At 61.6% G+C, this 17,767-nt stretch carries 13 protein-coding genes and 1 pseudogene; 6 read left to right on the top strand and 8 right to left on the bottom strand.

Translation table 11 applies throughout. The features are described from left to right. The first annotated feature begins 66 nt into the window (after positions 1–66). On the top strand, positions 67–996 hold the full coding sequence (rarD, locus tag ACK6D9_RS17115; RefSeq protein ID WP_412049426.1) for an EamA family transporter RarD: 930 nt from the start codon (positions 67–69) through the stop codon (positions 994–996). Here the strand turns inward: rarD and ACK6D9_RS17110 are convergent. Beyond that, positions 983–1,597, bottom strand: a complete 615-nt coding sequence (locus ACK6D9_RS17110) for a TIGR00730 family Rossman fold protein (protein ID WP_412049425.1) — start codon at positions 1,595–1,597, stop codon at positions 983–985. The genes rarD and ACK6D9_RS17110 overlap by 14 nt on opposite strands. 137 nt (positions 1,598–1,734) lie before the next feature. Between ACK6D9_RS17110 and ACK6D9_RS17105 the strand changes: the two genes are divergently transcribed. The 5 genes and pseudogenes from ACK6D9_RS17105 to pssA all read left to right on the top strand — a co-directional run bounded on the left by ACK6D9_RS17105 (position 1,735) and on the right by pssA (position 8,206). Continuing rightward, entirely contained in the window at positions 1,735–3,894 is a 2,160-nt protein-coding gene (locus tag ACK6D9_RS17105; RefSeq protein ID WP_412049424.1) for a LysM peptidoglycan-binding domain-containing protein, read from the top strand. Positions 3,895–4,153: 259 nt separating this feature from the next. Beyond that, on the top strand, positions 4,154–4,555 hold the full coding sequence (locus ACK6D9_RS17100) for an ArsR/SmtB family transcription factor (RefSeq protein ID WP_412049423.1): 402 nt from the start codon (positions 4,154–4,156) through the stop codon (positions 4,553–4,555). A 1-nt stretch (position 4,556) separates the two neighbouring features. Then, entirely contained in the window at positions 4,557–6,449 is a 1,893-nt protein-coding gene (locus ACK6D9_RS17095) for an ABCB family ABC transporter ATP-binding protein/permease (protein WP_412049422.1), read from the top strand. Positions 6,450–6,589: 140 nt separating this feature from the next. Continuing rightward, a pseudogene (locus tag ACK6D9_RS17090) lies at positions 6,590–7,306 on the top strand (phosphatidylserine decarboxylase); the annotation flags it as partial. Positions 7,307–7,321: 15 nt separating this feature from the next. Further along, positions 7,322–8,206: a CDP-diacylglycerol--serine O-phosphatidyltransferase gene (gene pssA, locus ACK6D9_RS17085; RefSeq protein WP_412049421.1), complete on the top strand. Its 885-nt coding sequence runs from the start codon at positions 7,322–7,324 to the stop codon at positions 8,204–8,206. Positions 8,207–8,262: 56 nt separating this feature from the next. On the opposite strand, the gene ACK6D9_RS17080 is transcribed toward pssA, so the two are convergent. From ACK6D9_RS17080 to ACK6D9_RS17050, 7 genes are all read right to left on the bottom strand, one after another. Next, complete coding sequence (locus ACK6D9_RS17080; protein WP_412049420.1) at positions 8,263–10,500, bottom strand: AMP-binding protein; 2,238 nt, start codon at positions 10,498–10,500, stop codon at positions 8,263–8,265. Between the two features lie 129 nt (positions 10,501–10,629). After that, the gene (locus tag ACK6D9_RS17075) at positions 10,630–11,367 is read right to left on the bottom strand and encodes an SDR family NAD(P)-dependent oxidoreductase (protein ID WP_412049419.1); all 738 of its coding nucleotides are present in this window, start codon (positions 11,365–11,367) and stop codon (positions 10,630–10,632) included. 9 nt (positions 11,368–11,376) lie between these two features. Then, positions 11,377–12,846 (bottom strand): amidophosphoribosyltransferase, encoded by a 1,470-nt coding sequence (gene purF / locus ACK6D9_RS17070; RefSeq protein ID WP_412049418.1) that lies wholly within the window; start codon positions 12,844–12,846, stop codon positions 11,377–11,379. A 53-nt stretch (positions 12,847–12,899) separates the two neighbouring features. Next, entirely contained in the window at positions 12,900–13,460 is a 561-nt protein-coding gene (locus ACK6D9_RS17065) for a CvpA family protein (protein ID WP_267653190.1), read from the bottom strand. A gap of 68 nt (positions 13,461–13,528) precedes the next feature. Next, positions 13,529–14,932 carry a DNA repair protein RadA gene (gene radA / locus ACK6D9_RS17060; RefSeq protein WP_322990742.1) on the bottom strand — a complete coding sequence of 468 codons (1,404 nt, stop codon included), beginning with the start codon at positions 14,930–14,932 and terminating at the stop codon, positions 13,529–13,531. 11 nt (positions 14,933–14,943) lie between these two features. Further along, entirely contained in the window at positions 14,944–16,065 is a 1,122-nt protein-coding gene (gene alr / locus ACK6D9_RS17055) for an alanine racemase (protein WP_412049417.1), read from the bottom strand. A gap of 9 nt (positions 16,066–16,074) precedes the next feature. Beyond that, positions 16,075–17,607 carry a replicative DNA helicase gene (locus ACK6D9_RS17050; protein ID WP_412049416.1) on the bottom strand — a complete coding sequence of 511 codons (1,533 nt, stop codon included), beginning with the start codon at positions 17,605–17,607 and terminating at the stop codon, positions 16,075–16,077. Positions 17,608–17,767 lie beyond the last annotated feature (160 nt).

Genomic DNA, 17,767 nt, shown 5'->3' with positions numbered 1-17,767 from the left:
TGTAATCGTGACGTCTGTTCATGAGCAGGATGCCGCCGGGATGTGCCCGGACCTATCGGAGTTCCCATGCCGAAAACTATCGTCGTTGCCAATGAAGATACGCCGCGCGGCTTTGCGTTTGCGCTTGCCGCCTATCTGTTGTGGGGTTTCCTGCCGTTCTACATGAAGGCGGTGGCGCATATTCCGGCGGTCGAGGTGGTGGCGCACCGCGTGATCTGGTCAGTGCCTATTGCTGCCGCGGTGCTGATACTGCTGGGCCGGACTCAGGATATCAAGGTTGCGCTAAGGACGCCGCGAACGCTGATGATGGGATTTCTGACGGCTTCCATCATCACCGTCAACTGGGGCATCTATGTCTGGGCAATCGGCGCAGGCCGGACGGTGGAAGCGGCGCTGGGCTATTACATCAACCCGCTGTTTTCGATTTTCCTCGCTGCGGTGTTGCTCAAGGAAAAACTCGACGGTTTGCAAAAACTGTCGATCGCGCTGGCGGTTGTCGCGGTGTCATTGCTTGCCTGGGAGACAGGCGGCGTGCCATGGGTGTCGGTCGGGCTGGCGGGAACCTGGGGGTTCTATGCCTTCTTCAAGAAATCATTGCCGGTGGGCCCCAATCAGGGGTTCTTTCTCGAAGTGCTGATCCTGACGATCCCGGCGCTTGGCTATATCACCTATCTGGAAGCCAGTGGCAGCGGTCATTTTGGCGAGACCGGGATGGCCGATGTGTTGCTGCTGCTCGGTTGCGGTCTGGTCACGGCGGTACCATTGATGATCTATGCCAACGGCGCCAAGCTATTGCGGCTGTCGACCATCGGGATCATGCAATATATCGCCCCGACGATGATCTTTATCATCGCCGTGTTCGTGTTCAAGGAACCGTTCGGGATCTACAAACTGGCGGCTTTCGGGCTGATCTGGGTGTCGCTTGCGATCTATTCTGTCTCGCTGCTGCGCAGCCACAAGGCGCGCCGCGCCGCTGCCCTGCTTACAACCGGCTGATCACGTCCGGGTCGCCTTTGGCGACCGGCACCGCGCGTTCCATGATTGCCGGCACGATGTCTTCGGCACGATCGATCACCATCGGCTGCACCAGATGCGCGGTGTGGATGAAACCTTCGGTCGACATGTGGCCGAGTAAGGCGTGCAGCGGTTTCCAGAAATCCTTGATGTTGGCGAACACCATCGGCTTGGCGTGGCGACCCAGCTGCGCCCAGGTCATGATCTCGACAATCTCTTCGAGCGTGCCGATGCCGCCGGGAAGCGTTACAAAGGCGTCGGAGCGCTCGAACATCATGTGCTTGCGCTCGTGCATGTCCTTGGTGACGTGAAGTTCGGTCAGGCCACCAAGCGATTTCCGCGAGGCTTCCTGATCCATCAGGAATTCGGGAATGATGCCGACGGCCCTGCCTCCGGCTGACAGAACCGCATCAGCGACCGCGCCCATGATCCCCTTGGTGCCACCGCCATAGATCAGGTCTATATCGTTTTCGGCCATGGCTGTGCCAAGGGTTTTGGCGGCAGCCCTGTAGGCGGGATCACGTCCCGGCTGCGAGCCGCAATAGACGCAAATGGAGCGAATTCTGTGTGAGCGTGTTTCCATAAAGTTGAGGAAACATGGCGATGGAGTGATGGTCAAGGTCGGGTTGTCCGCGTAAGCTGCTTTTTCTTGTGCCAAATATGGGAACCATATAGGTTTCCGCGAGATAGCAGCATCGAGCCGGACTGGCGGAGCAGATAATGAATAAGAACAATACCGGAATTCTGGCCTTCCTCGGATTGCTTGTGGCGGTTGCGATTGGCGGGTATTTTGTGGTGCCGAAGCTGTTTGATACCGATGGCGCGAGCGTCTCGGGAACAGCCACTGCCACGAAACCGGAAATCGGTGATACGGTGGCCACGTCAGCGCCGGAAACTGCCCCCAAACTTGAGGACGCCGAAACTGCTGCAGCCGGCGACGAAGCCGAAAAGGCTGCCGCGTCAGACGGTTGGGTAATGCCGAGCTTTGATGTGCTGCGGGTGGAGCCAGATGGCTCGACCGTCATCGCCGGCAAGGCGGAACCGGGAACCCGGCTCGATATCATGAACGGCTCGACGGTCATCGCCTCGACCGCCGTGGGGCCGAGCGGCGATTTCGCCGCCGTGCTCGACGCGCCGTTGCCCGCTGGCGATTATCAGCTGTCGCTGCGGATCGTCGGTGCCGAGGGCGCTGAGCGGATGTCGGAGGAAATTGCGACGATTTCGATCCCCGAGACGGCCGATGGTGATTTGCTGGCGATGGTGACCAAGCCGGGCAAGGCGAGCCGAATCATTGCCCAGCCTGCAGCTCCGGTTTCGACCGACACCGCCGAGGCTCCACAAGCCGAAGATGCTGCGCAATCTGCTGAAACCGCTGGTCCTGACGGCAGCGACGGCGAAGCGGCAACATCCGACGCTGCGCCGTCGACAAGCGGCGATAATGTTGAAATTGCCGCGTCGGAAGCAGCAAGCCCGGATGAACCCGGCAGCGAGGCTGCAGGGTCAGGCGAGGCGGAAGTCGCTGATGCGGACGCGACCGCCGCACCGGGTAATGGTTCAGAAACACAGATCGCGACGCCGGAACTTCCTGAAATGTCATCGCTGTTGACGACAACGGCGCCGAAAATCACTGATGCTGCGGACCTTGGAAACGCGGTTTCAGCGACGGATACTGATGCGGCTGCGGTTGGCACGGATGAGGACAAGGCGACGGCGAATCCGGAGGCTGGAGAGAGCCCGGAAACGGTCGCAGCAGCTTCGCCGGATACCGAGATGGCCACGGCAGCTAATCAAACAGCCGAAACCCAGATCCCTGCGGACGCCACCGTGCGCGTCGACGCCGTCGAGATCGAGGGTGATCGTATCTTCATCGCCGGTTCGGCAACTCCGGGCGCAACGGTCCAAGTATCTGCCGACGGTGTGTTCATCGGCACCGAAAAAGCCGACGAAACAGGCCGCTTCATTGTCGAGGCGACAGCGCAACTGGCTGTGGGCGATCACACCATCAGTGCAGAACTGATGGACAGCGCAACCGGCAAGGTGGTGCTGCGCGCCGCAGTGCCGTTCAGCCGGCCCGAAGGCGAGGCCCACGCCGCCGTGGCCCCGTCCGGCGAGCAGGCGGCAACACCTATGGCAGGCAACGAGACCGCCGTTGCCGCACAAGCTGAAATAACGCCGATGATCTTGCCCGATATCAACGGTCTTTCGAAGCTGCGCGAGGATGCTTTTGAGGCGTTGTCGGCGCTTGAGCAGATGGTGGCAAAGCCGGGTGCGCTGGATGCCGCGGCATTGGCAGAGGCTCGTGCGCAGGCGGTTACCAAACTCGAGATGGCGGCGACTGCCGAGTTGCCTGCGGACAGCACTGTGGAAGCCAAGGCGATGGCTCAGTCGATGCGTGCGCAGGCTGATGCTGCACTGGCGGTCATCAATCCGCCCAAGGCCGCTGCGCCGGAGGGCGGTTCCGATGTCGCAGCCGCGGGCAACGCTGCTGAAAGCGATGTTGTTGCCATGCGCGACATGCTCAAGCAGGCCCAGACGGCGCTGTCGCAGCCAGCCGATGTCGCAGTCGCTGCCGCCAATGCGCCGGCTCCAGGCACGGATGAAGTCCAGACCGGTGAACCGGGTGAGCCGCGGACCATCGTTCAGGCGCCATTGGCATCGGCGCCAGGGGCGGTGATCATCCGGCGCGGCGATACGCTGTGGCAGATTTCGCGACGGACCTACGGCCAGGGTGTTCGCTACACGACCATCTATCTTGCCAACCGCTCGCAGATCCAGAATCCCGACCGGATCAAGCCGGGTCAGGTGTTCTCGGTGCCGGAAACGCCACTTCAGAATGCCGAGGAACTGCACCGCCAGCTCAGAGACAAATCGAACCGGTAAAGCCCGGCGCGACCTGTTCCTGGTGACTGGGCTCGCGTGGCAGCCGTGCGGCTATGCTGGGTTGTGCGGTCTTTTTTGTCCATGTGCATGGGGTGTAGGGCCGGCGCTGTGGCGCCCATCGGCGATCTCGAAGCGGTGATACGCCCCGTGGCTTGCGCCGGTTCAGTGCGCGGAATGTTGACTGCGAGCGACTGAAGTCGGTCACACACCACCATCAAAGCTTGACCTCGTAACATTCATCGTATATCGCCGATGAACGATGAATGATCTGGATTCGGAAATTGACCTGAGGGACGAGGCGGTGACGCGCAGATTGGCGGCGCTGGCCCATCCGGTGCGCTTGAAGCTGCTGCGGCATCTGGGGCGCGCGGAGAGCTGTTGTGTCAAGGACCTGGTGGCGAGGGTCGGTATGGCCCAGTCGACCGTATCGCAGCATCTCAAGGTTCTGGTTGAGGCGGAACTCGTCAGCTATCGCCCGGAACAGACCCGGTCCTGCTACACCATCAATTCTGAGGCCGTTCACAGCCTGATTGGCGTCATCGAGCAAACGCTGACCCATTGTTGTGGCGAGGGCTGCAGGCCCGTACAGGGCGATGAATGTGAAGAACTACCACGGCGTGTCGACGCGACCCTGCACCCCGCCGGTTACAAGGACATCTAATTTGGCTTCCAAGACCGTCTCCGCTGACCAGGGCAACCCGCTCGGCACGCTGAAAAATCTGTGGCCCTACATGTGGCCGGCTGACCGGCCTGACCTGAAGCTGCGAGTGCTGTGGGCAACGTTGTTCTTGTTGCTGTCCAAAATCGTGCTGATCTCGGTGCCCTATTTCTTCAAATGGGCCACCGATGCGCTCAATGGCACAAGCGATGTGGCGGCCTGGATGCCGGCACTGATCGCGACTCCGGTAATGCTGGTGGTCGCCTATAATGTCGTGCGGATCGTCCAGTGGGGGTTCAATCAGTTGCGCGACGCGCTGTTTGCCAGTGTCGGACAGCATGCGGTGCGCCAGCTTGCCTACAGAACCTTCGTCCACATGCACGAGTTGTCGCTGAGATTCCATCTTGAACGGCGCACCGGCGGGCTGTCGCGGGTGATCGAGCGCGGTACCAAGGGGATCGAGACGATCGTCCGCTTCACGATCCTCAACACCGCCCCGACGCTGATCGAATTCGCGTTGACGGCGGTCATTTTCGGCGTTGCCTATGGCTGGACCTATGTCGCCGTCACTGCCGTTACCGTCTGGTTCTATATCTGGTTTACGGTGCGCGCCTCGGATTGGCGGATCGGCATTCGCCGGGCAATGAACGCGTCGGATACCGATGCCAACACCAAATCGGTGGATTCGCTGCTCAACTTCGAAACCGTCAAGTATTTCGGTAACGAGGAGATGGAGGCGCGGCGCTTCGATCAGTCGATGGCGGGCTATGAGACGGCTGCGACCCAGGTCTGGACCTCGCTTGGCTGGCTCAATATGGGCCAGGGGGTCATCTTCGGCGTCGGCATGACCATCATGATGGTGATGTCGGCACTGGCGGTGCAGGCCGGTGATCAGACCATCGGCGACTTCGTGTTCATCAATGCCATGCTGATGCAATTGTCGGTACCGCTCAATTTCATCGGCTTCGTCTATCGCGAAATCCGTCAGGGTCTGACCGACATTGAGCAGATGTTCGAGCTTCTCGATGTCGAGCCGGAGGTGCGTGACGCGCCTGACGCCAAGCCGCTGGTTGTCAGCGATGGCGCAGTTCGCTTCGATAATGTCAGTTTCAGCTACGATCCGGCGCGGCCGATCCTCAAGGGCATTTCCTTCGAGGTGCCGGCTGGAAAGACCGTCGCCATTGTCGGGCCGTCGGGTGCCGGCAAATCGACGCTCTCGCGCTTGCTCTACCGGTTTTACGATATCCAGTCCGGCACCATCACGATTGACGGACAAAATATCCGAGAAGTCACGCAAAAAAGTCTGCGCGCTGCCATCGGCATGGTTCCGCAGGATACGGTGCTGTTTAACGACACCATCGCCTACAACATCCGCTATGGGCGGACGGATGCCAGCGACGAGGAGATTCGGCAAGCTGCCGATCTGGCGCAAATCGGGGGCTTTATCGACAGCCTGCCGGAGGGCTTCGAATCTATGGTCGGAGAGCGTGGCCTGAAGCTGTCGGGTGGTGAAAAGCAACGTGTGGCAATTGCCCGCACCATTCTCAAGGCGCCGCCGATCCTGATTCTTGATGAAGCAACCTCAGCACTGGATACGGCCACCGAGCAGGAGATTCAGGCGGCCTTGGATTTTGTTTCGGAAGGGCGGACGACCCTGGTCATCGCCCACAGGCTCTCGACCGTTGTCAGCGCCGACGAGATTATCGTGCTCAAGGACGGGGTGATCGCCGAGCGCGGCCGGCATTCCGAACTGCTGGCGCAAAAGGGGCTTTACGCTTCGATGTGGGATCGCCAGCGCGAAGCCACCGAGGCCGAGGAGCAGCTCAAGCGCATGCGTGAAGACGATGCCCTGGGGATTGTCACCCGCCGGCGCATCCCCGAAATCGGCGAGGATTGAAGCGGACGCAAGCCTCTCGACGGCGGTGATGGCCGCCGCTTTAGCCATTCGGTGGACCGTCTCTCTCCGACGGGATTGCAATTGCCGGTGCAAAGTGGTTTCCACTTGGGTCCGAATTGATGTAGGCACGGCCAACACATACCTCGGAGAGTAACGTCATGAGCATCTTTGACAGCGTTCGCAATGCGCTGGTCCCGGTCCACCGGGAAGGGTACAAATTTATCGCCGCGTTTTTCGGTGCATCGGTTCTGCTCGGCTTTATCGCCGATCCGCTGTTCTGGATCGGGCTGGTGCTGACTGCTTGGTGCGCCTATTTCTTTCGCGACCCGGAACGGGTGACGCCACTGGACGATGATCTGGTGATCAGTCCCGCCGATGGCCGGGTATCCTCCGTAGTGCGGATGATACCGCCCGAGGAACTGGGGCTGGGCTCTTCAGAAATGCTGCGGATCTCGGTTTTCATGAATGTCTTCAATTGCCATGTAAACCGGGCACCGGTGCAGGGTCGGGTCGTCCGCAAGGTCTATTCCAAGGGATCGTTCCTCAACGCCGAACTCGACAAGGCGAGCAGTGAGAATGAGCGCAGCGGCCTTGTGCTGGAAACCCGCCATGGCGAAATCGGGGTGGTGCAGATTGCTGGCCTGGTGGCGCGGCGGATCCTGTGCTGGGCCGAACAGGGCGAGCATCTGGATGCCGGCGAGCGGTTTGGCCTGATCCGTTTCGGCTCGCGGCTGGACGTATTTTTGCCCGCCGGAGCACGGCCGCTGGTCAGCGTCGGACAGACAGCAATCGCTGGCGAAACCATGCTCGCCGAATTCGGATCAGCCAAGGGGCCGGTGGTCAGTCGACGCGACTGAGACGGGTATAAATCGATGAAAGATAAAGACACACAGACACCGTTTTTGCCCTATGAGCCCGATGGGCTGGATGAGGGCCGGGGGCCGCGACTGCGCGAAATTCCGTTTCGCATGCTGATACCCAATCTGATCACGGTGATGGCGATTTGTGCCGGATTGACCGGCATCCGGCTGGCATTTGAAAACCGCTTCGAAATGGCGGTTGCCATGGTTTTGCTGGCGGCGTTTCTCGACGGTATCGACGGTCGTGTGGCGCGGCTGCTGAAAGCCCAATCGAAATTCGGCGCACAGATGGATTCGCTCGCCGACATCGTCAATTTCGGCGTCGCGCCGGCGTTGGTGCTGTATGTCTTCATCCTTGACCAGGCACGCTCCTTTGGATGGATTGCGGCTATCGTCTATACAGTCGCCGCAGGCCTGAGACTGGCACGCTTCAATGTGATTTCCGAGACAGACAGCAGACCGATCTGGCTCAAGTATTATTTTGTCGGGGTTCCTGCGCCTGCCGGTGCGCTGTTGGTGCTGCTGCCTGTCTATTTCGGTTTTCTGGGTCTGCCGATTGATCGCAGCACGGGGTTCGTTGCCGCAGCCTACACCATGTTCATCGGCTTCTTGCTGGTCAGCCGGGTGCCGGTCTACTCGGGCAAGAGCATCAGCAGCGGTGTGCGCCGCGACCTGTTCATGCCGTTCATTCTGCTGGCGGTGGTCTATGTCTCACTGTTGATGAGTTTCACCTGGGAAACGCTGACGCTGACGGCGATCGTCTATCTTGCGTCACTGCCTTTCGGGGCGGCGGCATGGTCGCGCAAATACGGGCCGAAAGCCCGGGCGAAGAAGGCAGCCGACGCGACAGCTGGCACGACGCCCGCGCCGCCTGACAACGATACCAAGACCGACTGAAGGAATTGGGTGCGGCGCTCTCGTGCGCCTTGGTGGCCATAGGCCTTTCGCAGCGTTCAATCGGCCTTGTCGCCGGCTTGGTGTGAACTGACCCACGCGTCGACGATTTTCTGGGCGCTGACATAATCGGTCTTGCCCGATCCCAGCACCGGGATTTCCTCTACATTGATGATCTCGCCCGGTACCATGAGATCAGCGGCCCCGAAACGGCGGGAATAGCTGCGCAGTTCCTCGCGCAGCGCTGGCATCTTGGTGGTCACAAGCACGATGCGCTCGCCCTTGCGGGCATCCTCGACGGCGACGGCGGCGTGTTGAGCTTCCGGCCATAGCTTTTGCACGAGCAGTTCGATTGCCCCGAGCGAGACCATTTCTCCTGCAATTTTGGCGAAGCGCTTGGCCCGGCCGCGAATGGCGATGAAGCCGTTACCGTCAATTTCGACGATATCGCCTGAATCGTGCCAGCCGTCGGCAAGCGGCTCAAGCACGCCGGGGGCGCTGGCGCGCATGTAGCCAAGCATGACATTGGGGCCGGAGACGAACAGCCTGCCGCCAGTGCTGATTCCCTCCACCGGCTCGAGCCTGAGCGCCATTGCCGGCAATAACCGGCCAACGGTGCCGTCCTTGCCATGGCTTGCGGAATTGACCGCTGCCACCGGGGCAACCTCGGTCATGCCGAAACCTTCCAGGATCGCCGCACCGAAACGCTGGTGGTAGACCCTTCTCGTTTCATCGCGAACAGCCTCGGCGCCAGCCACGATCAGCCGCAGGCTCTCGAAATCGGTATCCTTGGCAGTTCGCGCATAGCCGGCCAGAAAGGTATCGGTGCCAAACAGGATCGTTGGCCTGACTTCGCGCGCCACTGCCGGGATAATCCGGTAATGCAGGGGGGAAGGGTAGAAGAACAGCTTGACGCCAAACAGCAACGGCAGGATGGCACCGCCGGTGAGTCCAAACGAGTGGAACACCGGCAGCACGTTAAACAGCTTGTCCTTGGATGAAATGTAGATGCGTGCTTCGGCCTGGGCTGCGTTGGCGTGCAGGTTCTTGTGCGAGAGCACAACGCCCTTGGGCGTGCCCTCGGAGCCGGAGGTGAACAGGATAACCGCCGGGTCGGCGGCGTTGACCGGCCGCAGCGGCCGCCGCCAATTGATAAAGGCACTGGCTTTTTCAAGGAAGGTAATGCTTTCGCGCAGGTCTTCGAGCCAGATGATGGTGATCCCGGCGCCGGTGATGGCCTCGACCAGTGGCTCGAGCCCAGCCTTTTCGATGAAGGCGCGGCTGACTAGCACGGACTTTATCTCCGCAGTCGACAACGCCGATAGGATCGCCGCCGGACCGGCGGTGTAATTGAGCATGGCGGCAACACGACCGGCTGACTGGATCGCCAGGAATGTCACCATCACGGCATTGGCATTGGGCAGCAGCACGCCGAGTGCCTCGCCGGGCTGGCTGATTTTTTCGAACCGGGCGCCAAGTGCCCGCGCCCCCACCAGCAAGCGCTTGTACGTAAGCTTGCCGCCAAGCGCATCTTCGAGCACGGGGTCCGATCTGCCGTATCGGTCGGCGGCGTCGCGAAACGCCAGAAACAGACCGCGGCTGAAGTCATTGCTGTTGAAGCGGGCAAGCGCCAGCAGGTCGTGGATCCGGTCCTGGTCACGGGCCGCGGTGGCGCCATTGGCGGGCGGCGTGGGGTCGCAAAGATCCAGCGGACCCGATTGCGCGAGCCTCAGGCGTGGCAGGAACTTCCGTGGCGCGTTGGCGGGCGGGCGGGCTGACCAGAGAGAGAACACGGCTCCACCGACATGGAAGGCATTGAGCCGCGCGCCGTGCTTGCGCGCCAGCCGTGCCAGATCGGCGTAACGTTCAAGCGTTTCCGGCGAGGGTTCGATGTCGGGCGGGAACGGCACCGTGACCGATGCACCGGATGCCAGCGCCGCTCCCAGCGCTTGGTTATCGTCATCAGGGGCGGTGCGCGCAAACAGCCGCACGCCGAACAGGGTGAGAGAGCGGCGATCGTCGGGGTGCAGCAGTTGCAGGCATTGGCGGTCGAGCAGGCTCCACAGCACCGCGACATCGAGACCTGACTGGCGCGCATAGACATGGATGACCGGGCCGTTCGTGTCCTCGGAGCCGGCCAGTTTACCCTCGGGCAATTGCAACCGGAACAGCGTGCGCAGCTTCAGCAAGCCGATACCCTGCATCCAGGTAACCCTGTAGGTTCTGGCGGTGTAAAAAGTTGCGATCAGGCCGACCGCCAATAGAATGATGATCAGCGTCGCTGCGGTGCCCGACATTGACTAGCTCCCTCATCAAGAACAGCCGCCGGCAGCTCGGAAATCCGAGCCAAGTGGCTGTTTTCAGATGGAAGCCTAGACACTGTCCGGACTAATTGGAAGCGACAGGGTGTCGGGGAGGGACCCCGGCTATTGCGAAACCGGATAATCGAAGAAGCGGTTATCGGAAACCCGGAACAATCTGCCGGTCTCGGTGCAATCGGGGCCGCACAGCGGGACCAGCCGGTCGGCAACTTCGGAAGGATGCGGCAGCGTCTTGGGGTCTTCGCCCGGGACTGCCAACGCCCGCATCGCTGTGCGGGTTGCACCGGGATTGACCGAATTGACGCAAAGTGGGGTTTTGACGGTTTCCGCAGCCCATGTCCGTGCCAGTGATTCGACAGCCGCCTTGGAAGCCGCGTAGGGACCCCAGAAGGCACGCGGGTTTTCGGCAACACCAGCCGACAGCAGAAGCGCCCGTCCGGCGTCTGATTTGATCAGCAGCGGTTCTACCGAACGGATCACCCGCCAGGTGGCCGTCACATTGATTGCCATGACCTTGTCGAACACCTTGGCCTCGACATGGCCGATCGGCGAAATCGTTCCCAGCACTGCGGCATTGGCAACCAGGATATCGAGCTTGCCCCAGCGCTCATTGATGGCGCCGCCGAGCCGGTCGATCGCCGGCATGTCAGTCAGATCCATCGGCACCAGGGTGGAACTGCCGCCGGCTGCCTGAATGGCGTCATCGAGTTCTTCGAGACCGCCGGTGGTGCGGGCAACGGCAATCACATGAGCGCCCTCTCTGGCCAGCGCCAGGGCGGTCCAGTAGCCGATACCTCGGGAAGCGCCGGTGACAAGCGCGATACGTCCGTCAAGAGATGCCATGGTTGTGAATTATCCGTTGTTGCCAAGCAGCAACGACAGGCGACGCACATCGCCCTGGTCGCCCTGGTCGGTGAGCGCTGTCGGGTAGTCGCCGGTAAAGCAGGCGTCACAGAATTGAGGACACTCTGCGTTGCGGCTGGGTTCGCGAACCGCCCGGTAGAGCCCGTCAATGCTCAGAAAGCCGAGACTGTCGACGCGGATGAAATCCGCCATTTGCTCAACAGTCATGCGCGACGCCAGAAGCTTGGATTTTTCCGGCGTGTCGACACCGTAATAGCATGACGACATGGTTGGCGGCGAGGCGATGCGCATATGCACTTCGCGGGCGCCCGCTTCGCGCACCATCTGCACGATTTTCTGACTGGTGGTGCCGCGGACGATGGAATCGTCGACCAGCACAACACTCTTGCCCTCGATCATTGCCCGGTTGGCGTTGTGCTTGAGTTTTACGCCCATGTGCCGGATCGAGGCAGACGGCGCAATGAAGGTGCGGCCGACATAATGATTGCGGATGATGCCGAGCTCAAACGGGATATTGGCGCCCTGGGAAAAGCCGATGGCCGCCGGAGTTCCCGAATCAGGCACTGGAATCACCACATCGGCGGTGACCGGGGCTTCGCGCGCCAGTTCTTCACCAATCCGCTTGCGCACCTCATAGACATTGCGGCCTTCGATGATCGAATCGGGGCGGGCAAAATAGACATACTCGAATATGCACAGCCGTGGCGGTTGCTTCTCGAACGGGAAATGGCTCTCGACACCTTTTTCGGTGATCACCACCACTTCGCCAGGAGAGATGTCGCGGACGAAGCGCGCGCCGATGATGTCGAGCGCGCAGGTTTCCGATGCCAGGATATAGGCGCCGTCGAGGTCGCCCAGCACCAACGGCCGGATCCCCAGCGGGTCGCGCGCGCCAATCATTTTCTTTTCCGACAGGCCGACCAGCGAATAAGCGCCTTCAAGTTGCATGATGGCATCGATGAACTTGGGAACGATGTGGGTTTTCTCGCTGACCGCGATCAGATGCAGGATGGTTTCGGTGTCAGACGTGGACGAGAAGATCGCGCCGCGCTTTTGCAGTTCGCGCTGGACGGTAAGGGCGTTGGTGATGTTGCCATTGTGGGCGATGGCGAAGCCGCCACCGGCAAATTCAGCAAACAGCGGCTGGACATTGCGCAGGCCTTCGCCGCCGGTGGTGGAGTAGCGGGTGTGGCCGATGGCGCGGTCGCCTGACAACCGGTCCATGATCGAGCGCTTGGTGAACGTGTCGCCAATCAGGCCGACGTGGCGCTCGACGGCAAACTGCTGGCCGGTGTAGGAGGCGATCCCCGCCGCTTCCTGTCCCCGGTGCTGAAGCGCATGCAGGCCAAGAGTTACGACAGCCGCCGCATCATCCTTGCCAAATATTCCAAATACTCCGCATTCGTCGTGGAAGCAGTCAGCTTCGTTGTCGAGCGGCGTCGAGCCAGTATCAGTCATTTGCGTCGGACCTTTTCCAACAGGCCGGCCGGAGTGCTCCCGACCGGAAACAGTCATCCGCTTGTTGCGGGCGCTTCCTCGGAGGCAGGCTTTTCATCGCCGCCGCCGCGCAGCCGCTCGAGGATGGTCGCATCAGCGTCATCGGGCAACATGTTGACCAACCGCGCGCCAAGCGAATCAAGCATCGGCTTGGATTTCGCGGTGGCGACCCATTCGGGTTGCTTTGGCGCCGCGACCAGCCAATTGAAGAACAACATGGCGACCACGACCAGGAGAACGCCGCGGGCCGCGCCAAACACGAAGCCGAGCGTCCGGTCGAGGGCGCCGATGCGGCTGTCGATAATGAAATCGGCAAGGCGCATGGTGATGTAGGAGACGATGATCAGCGCGACCAGGAAGACAACGGCCGCCGAGCCGATCATCGCGACCTTTTCGGAATCGGTGTATTTCATGGCGAAGGGCGCGAGCACCGGATAGAGGAAATAGGCGGCTGCAGCCGCTGCGATCCAGGACGCGACTGCGAGGATCTCGCGCGAAAATCCACGGACCATGGCCAGCACCGCCGAAAATAGCGTGATGCCAAGCAGGATGCCGTCGAGAAGGGTAATAGGCATGAAATCGCGTTCCGTTCAGGCTCTGCCCCCCATCGCCCGTTTGGGCGCCCGGATGGGCTGAATTCAGTTTAGTCCTCGTCACCTTCAGTCAGTTGCGCGGCCTTTGAACCGGCAATGCGCGCCACCAGATCCGGCAAGCCCTCCATCAGCGCCAGGCTGGTGCTGCGGTGGGCGGGCAGATCGGCGGAGCCTGATGGCAACACCGCGCTGGGAAATCCCAGCTTCTCGGCCTCCTTGAGCCGCAATCCCGTTTGCGCGACCGGCCGGATCGCTCCCGACAGGCTGACTTCGCCGAAATAGACGCAATCGGGCGGAAGGGCAAGCCCGGCAAGGGAGGAAACCAGGGCCGCGGTCACCGCCAGATCGGCGGCCGGTTCGGCAATGCGGTAACCGCCGGCGATATTAAGGTAGACATCATGGCTGCCAAGGCGCACCCCGCAATGGGCTTCAAGCACGGCCAGGATCATCGACAGACGGGCCGAATCCCACCCCACGACGGCGCGGCGCGGGGTGCCGAGACTGGAGGGGGCAACCAGCGCCTGAACCTCGACCAGCACTGGCCTCGTGCCCTCGATGCCTGCAAAAACTGCGGCGCCGGGGGCTTTGGCGTTGCGCTCGCCCAGGAACAGTTCGGATGGATTGGCGACTTCGCGGAGGCCCTTGTCGGACATTTCGAACACGCCGATCTCATCGGTCGCGCCGAAGCGGTTCTTGACGGTGCGCAGAATACGGTAGTGATGGCCGCGGTCGCCTTCGAAATATAGCACGGCGTCGACCATGTGCTCGACCACCCGCGGGCCGGCGATCTGGCCATCCTTGGTGACGTGGCCGACCAGCACCATGGCGGCGCCGGTCTGTTTGGCGTAGCGCACCATGGCATGTACGCCGGTACGCACCTGGGTAACGGTGCCGGGGGCAGAGCCCGCCTGATCGCTCCACAATGTCTGGATCGAATCGATGATGACGAAATCGGGGCGTTTGCCATCGGCCAGGGTGGCCAGAATATCCTCGACATTGGTTTCGGCAGCGAGCAGCACGCCCGAGTCCGCAGCACCCAGTCGCTGGGCGCGCAGCCGCACCTGGGCCACCGCTTCCTCACCTGAGACATAGATCACCCGGTGTCCCTGGCGGGCGAGTGCTGCAGCAGCCTGCATCAGCAGCGTTGATTTGCCGATGCCGGGATCACCGCCGACCAGCACGGCGGAGCCGCGTACAAAGCCGCCGCCGGTGGCCCGATCAAGCTCGCTGATCTGGGTGGAAATACGCGGCGCTTCCTCGATTTCGCCGGACAGGCTGGCAAGCGCCACCGGCCGACCCTTGCGCGCGGCGGCACCCGGCCCGCCGCCGACGCCGGCGGTGGGGTCATCCTCGACAATGGTGTTCCATTCGCCGCAGCCGTCGCATTTGCCGGCCCAGCGTGCATGCACGGTTCCACAGGCCTGACAGACGAATTGAGTTCGGGCTTTGGCCAAGGAAGGTCCTTTCAGGCGGTGTAGTGACGGTCGTAACGCCGGCCGAGCGAAGTCAGCATTTCATAACTGATGGTGCCTGCTGCCTCGGCTGCCTGTTCGAGCGGAACTGTCGCACCGAGCAATTCCAGCCAGTCGCCGGGCTTGACTGCGTCCTCGGGCAGGTCGGTGACATCAAACATGGTCAAATCCATGGTCACCTTGCCGATCACCGGCACCTGCACTCCGTTGATGGCGCCAAAGGCGCCTTGCGGCACGGCCGAGCGCAGCGGCACGCCCGCGCCGGAACCCGAGCGGTGGAAACCATCGGCGTAACCCACGCCGCAGACCGCGATGCGGCTATCGCGGGTGAGCGTATGGGCGCCGCCGTAACTCACGCTCTCACCGGCTTTGGCATGGCGGACCACGAGCACTCGCGTCTCGGCGGTGACAACCGGTCGCATCCGGTTTGCCACGCCTGAAACCGGTTCGCCGCCATAAAGCGCGATGCCGGGACGGGTCAGATCATGATGCGTATTTGCTCCGAGAAAGATGCCGCCGGAATTGGCGAGACTTGCCTCGATGCCCGGAAAGGCAGGGCGGAGTGCCGAAAAAACTTCGATCTGGCGGGCGTTGAGCGGGTGATCGGGTTCATCGGCACAGGCGAAATGGCTCATCAGCAGCGCCGGTTGTGGGCCACGGGCCTCAGCGTGCGCCACGGCCTGCTCAGGCGTCAGGCCGAGCCGATTCATGCCGGTATCGACATGCAGCGCATAGGGCCGCGTCCCGGCATTCTCCCGCCAGAATGCGGCTTGGTCGGGTGAATTTATGATCGGGATGAGATCGTGGGCGAGGATCTGCGCAAAGGAATCATCAAAAACGCCGTTGAGCACATAGATGCGGGCATCGGGCAGCAGCGGTCGCAGGCGGGCGCCCTCGTGGGCATCGGCGATGAAGAAATCCCGGCAGCCTTCGCGCGCCAGCCTCGGTGCCGCGTGATCCGCACCGGTGCCATAGGCGTTGGCCTTCACCGCCGCGCCGCAGCGCGCGGTTCCGGATAAATCCCGCATGTAACGCCAATTGGCGGCAAGTGCGCCCAGATCCACCGTCAGGCGAACCGTGGCGGCGGAATTGGCGAGGTGAGAGAGCGGCGACAAGCAAACAGCCTATTCGTCGTGGACGAACTGGTTGTAGGAATTGTCTGCCAGATCGGCAAACCGCGTGAACTCCGCCTGGAAACCCAGCTGCACGGTGCCGGTGGGACCGTGGCGCTGCTTGGCGATGATGACATCGGCGGTGCCTTTCACCTTGAGCATCTTTTCCTCCCAGGCAAGGTATTCAGGTGTCTTGATGTCGGCCACGACCTCGTCGGGCGAGCGGCGTGGTTCGCCGTTCTTGACGTAATATTCCTCGCGGAACACGAACAGCACGACGTCGGCATCCTGCTCGATCGAACCCGATTCACGCAAGTCGGAAAGCTGCGGCCGCTTGTCCTCGCGGCTTTCTACCTGACGCGACAGCTGCGAAAGCGCGACGATGGGAACGTTGAGCTCCTTGCCCAGCGCCTTCAGGCCGGTGGTGATCTGGGTGATTTCCTGCACCCGGTTGTCGCTGGACTTGCCCGATCCGGTCATCAGCTGGATATAGTCGATCACCAGCACATCGAGGCCGCGTTGGCGCTTGAGCCGCCGCGCGCGCGCCGACAATTGCGCAATCGAGATGCCACCGGTCTGGTCGATATAGAGCGGGATCTTCTGCATCATCTGCGAACAGCCGACCAGCTTTTCGAAATCCGCCTCGGAGATCTCGCCGCGCCGAATCTTTGACGAGGAGATCTCGGTCTGCTCGGAAATGATACGGGTGGCGAGCTGCTCGGCGGACATTTCCAGCGAGTAGAAGCCGACGACGCCGCCGTTCTTGGCCTTCATAGAACCGTCTGCCTGCACCTCGCCCTCATAGGCCTGTGCAATGTTGAAGGCGATGTTGGTGGCGAGCGATGTCTTGCCCATGCCGGGACGTCCGGCGAGCACGATAAGGTCGGAATGCTGCAAGCCGCCCATCCGCGCATCGAGCGAGGAGATGCCGGTCGAAATGCCCGACAGACCGCCCTCACGCTGATAGGCGGCACCGGCCATGTCGATGGCCATGGAAACAGCGTCGTTGAACGACTGGAAGCCGCCATCGTAGCGCCCGGTCTCGGCGAGTTCGAACAGGCGACGCTCTGCATCCTCGATCTGGGTGCCGGGTGGCATGTCAAGCGGGGCGTCATAGGCGATGTTGACCATGTCCTCGCCGATCGAGATCAGCGAGCGACGCTGCGCCAGGTCGTAGATCGCGCGGCCATAGTCCTCGGCGTTGATGATGGTCACGGCTTCGGTGGCCAGACGCGCCAGATATTGCGCCACCGTCATGTCGCCGACCTTGGCGTCGGAGGGCAGGAACGTCTTGATCGTCACCGGGTTGGCAGTCTTGCCCATGCGAATGATGTCGCCGCCAACCTCGTAGATCCTGCGGTGCAGCGGTTCCTGAAAATGGGAAGGCTTGAGGAAGTCGGAAACGCGGTAGAACGCGTCATTGTTGACCAACATGGCGCCCAGCAAAGCCTGTTCGGCCTCGATGTTTGAGGGCGCCTCACGAAACATCGGGCTTTTTTCGGCTCGGGCCGGAATTGGCTCAATTTTTCGCGCAACATCATTCATTGTGTCTTCGATCCTCGTCAGGGTGTGGGTATTGATCTGGCATACCCGGACCGGGCGGCAGAGTCTGCGCGCAATCGGTACGAATCGGCCAAGCTCCAGTTTTGTTCCCATTGTCCTCGTTGTCCACAGGCGAGTTGGCGGTGAGGACAAATGAAGTCAT

The organism is Hoeflea sp. Naph1 (assembly GCF_046837775.1).
Lineage (GTDB): Bacteria > Pseudomonadota > Alphaproteobacteria > Rhizobiales > Rhizobiaceae > Hoeflea.
This window is presented reverse-complemented; position numbering and strand designations above follow the sequence as displayed.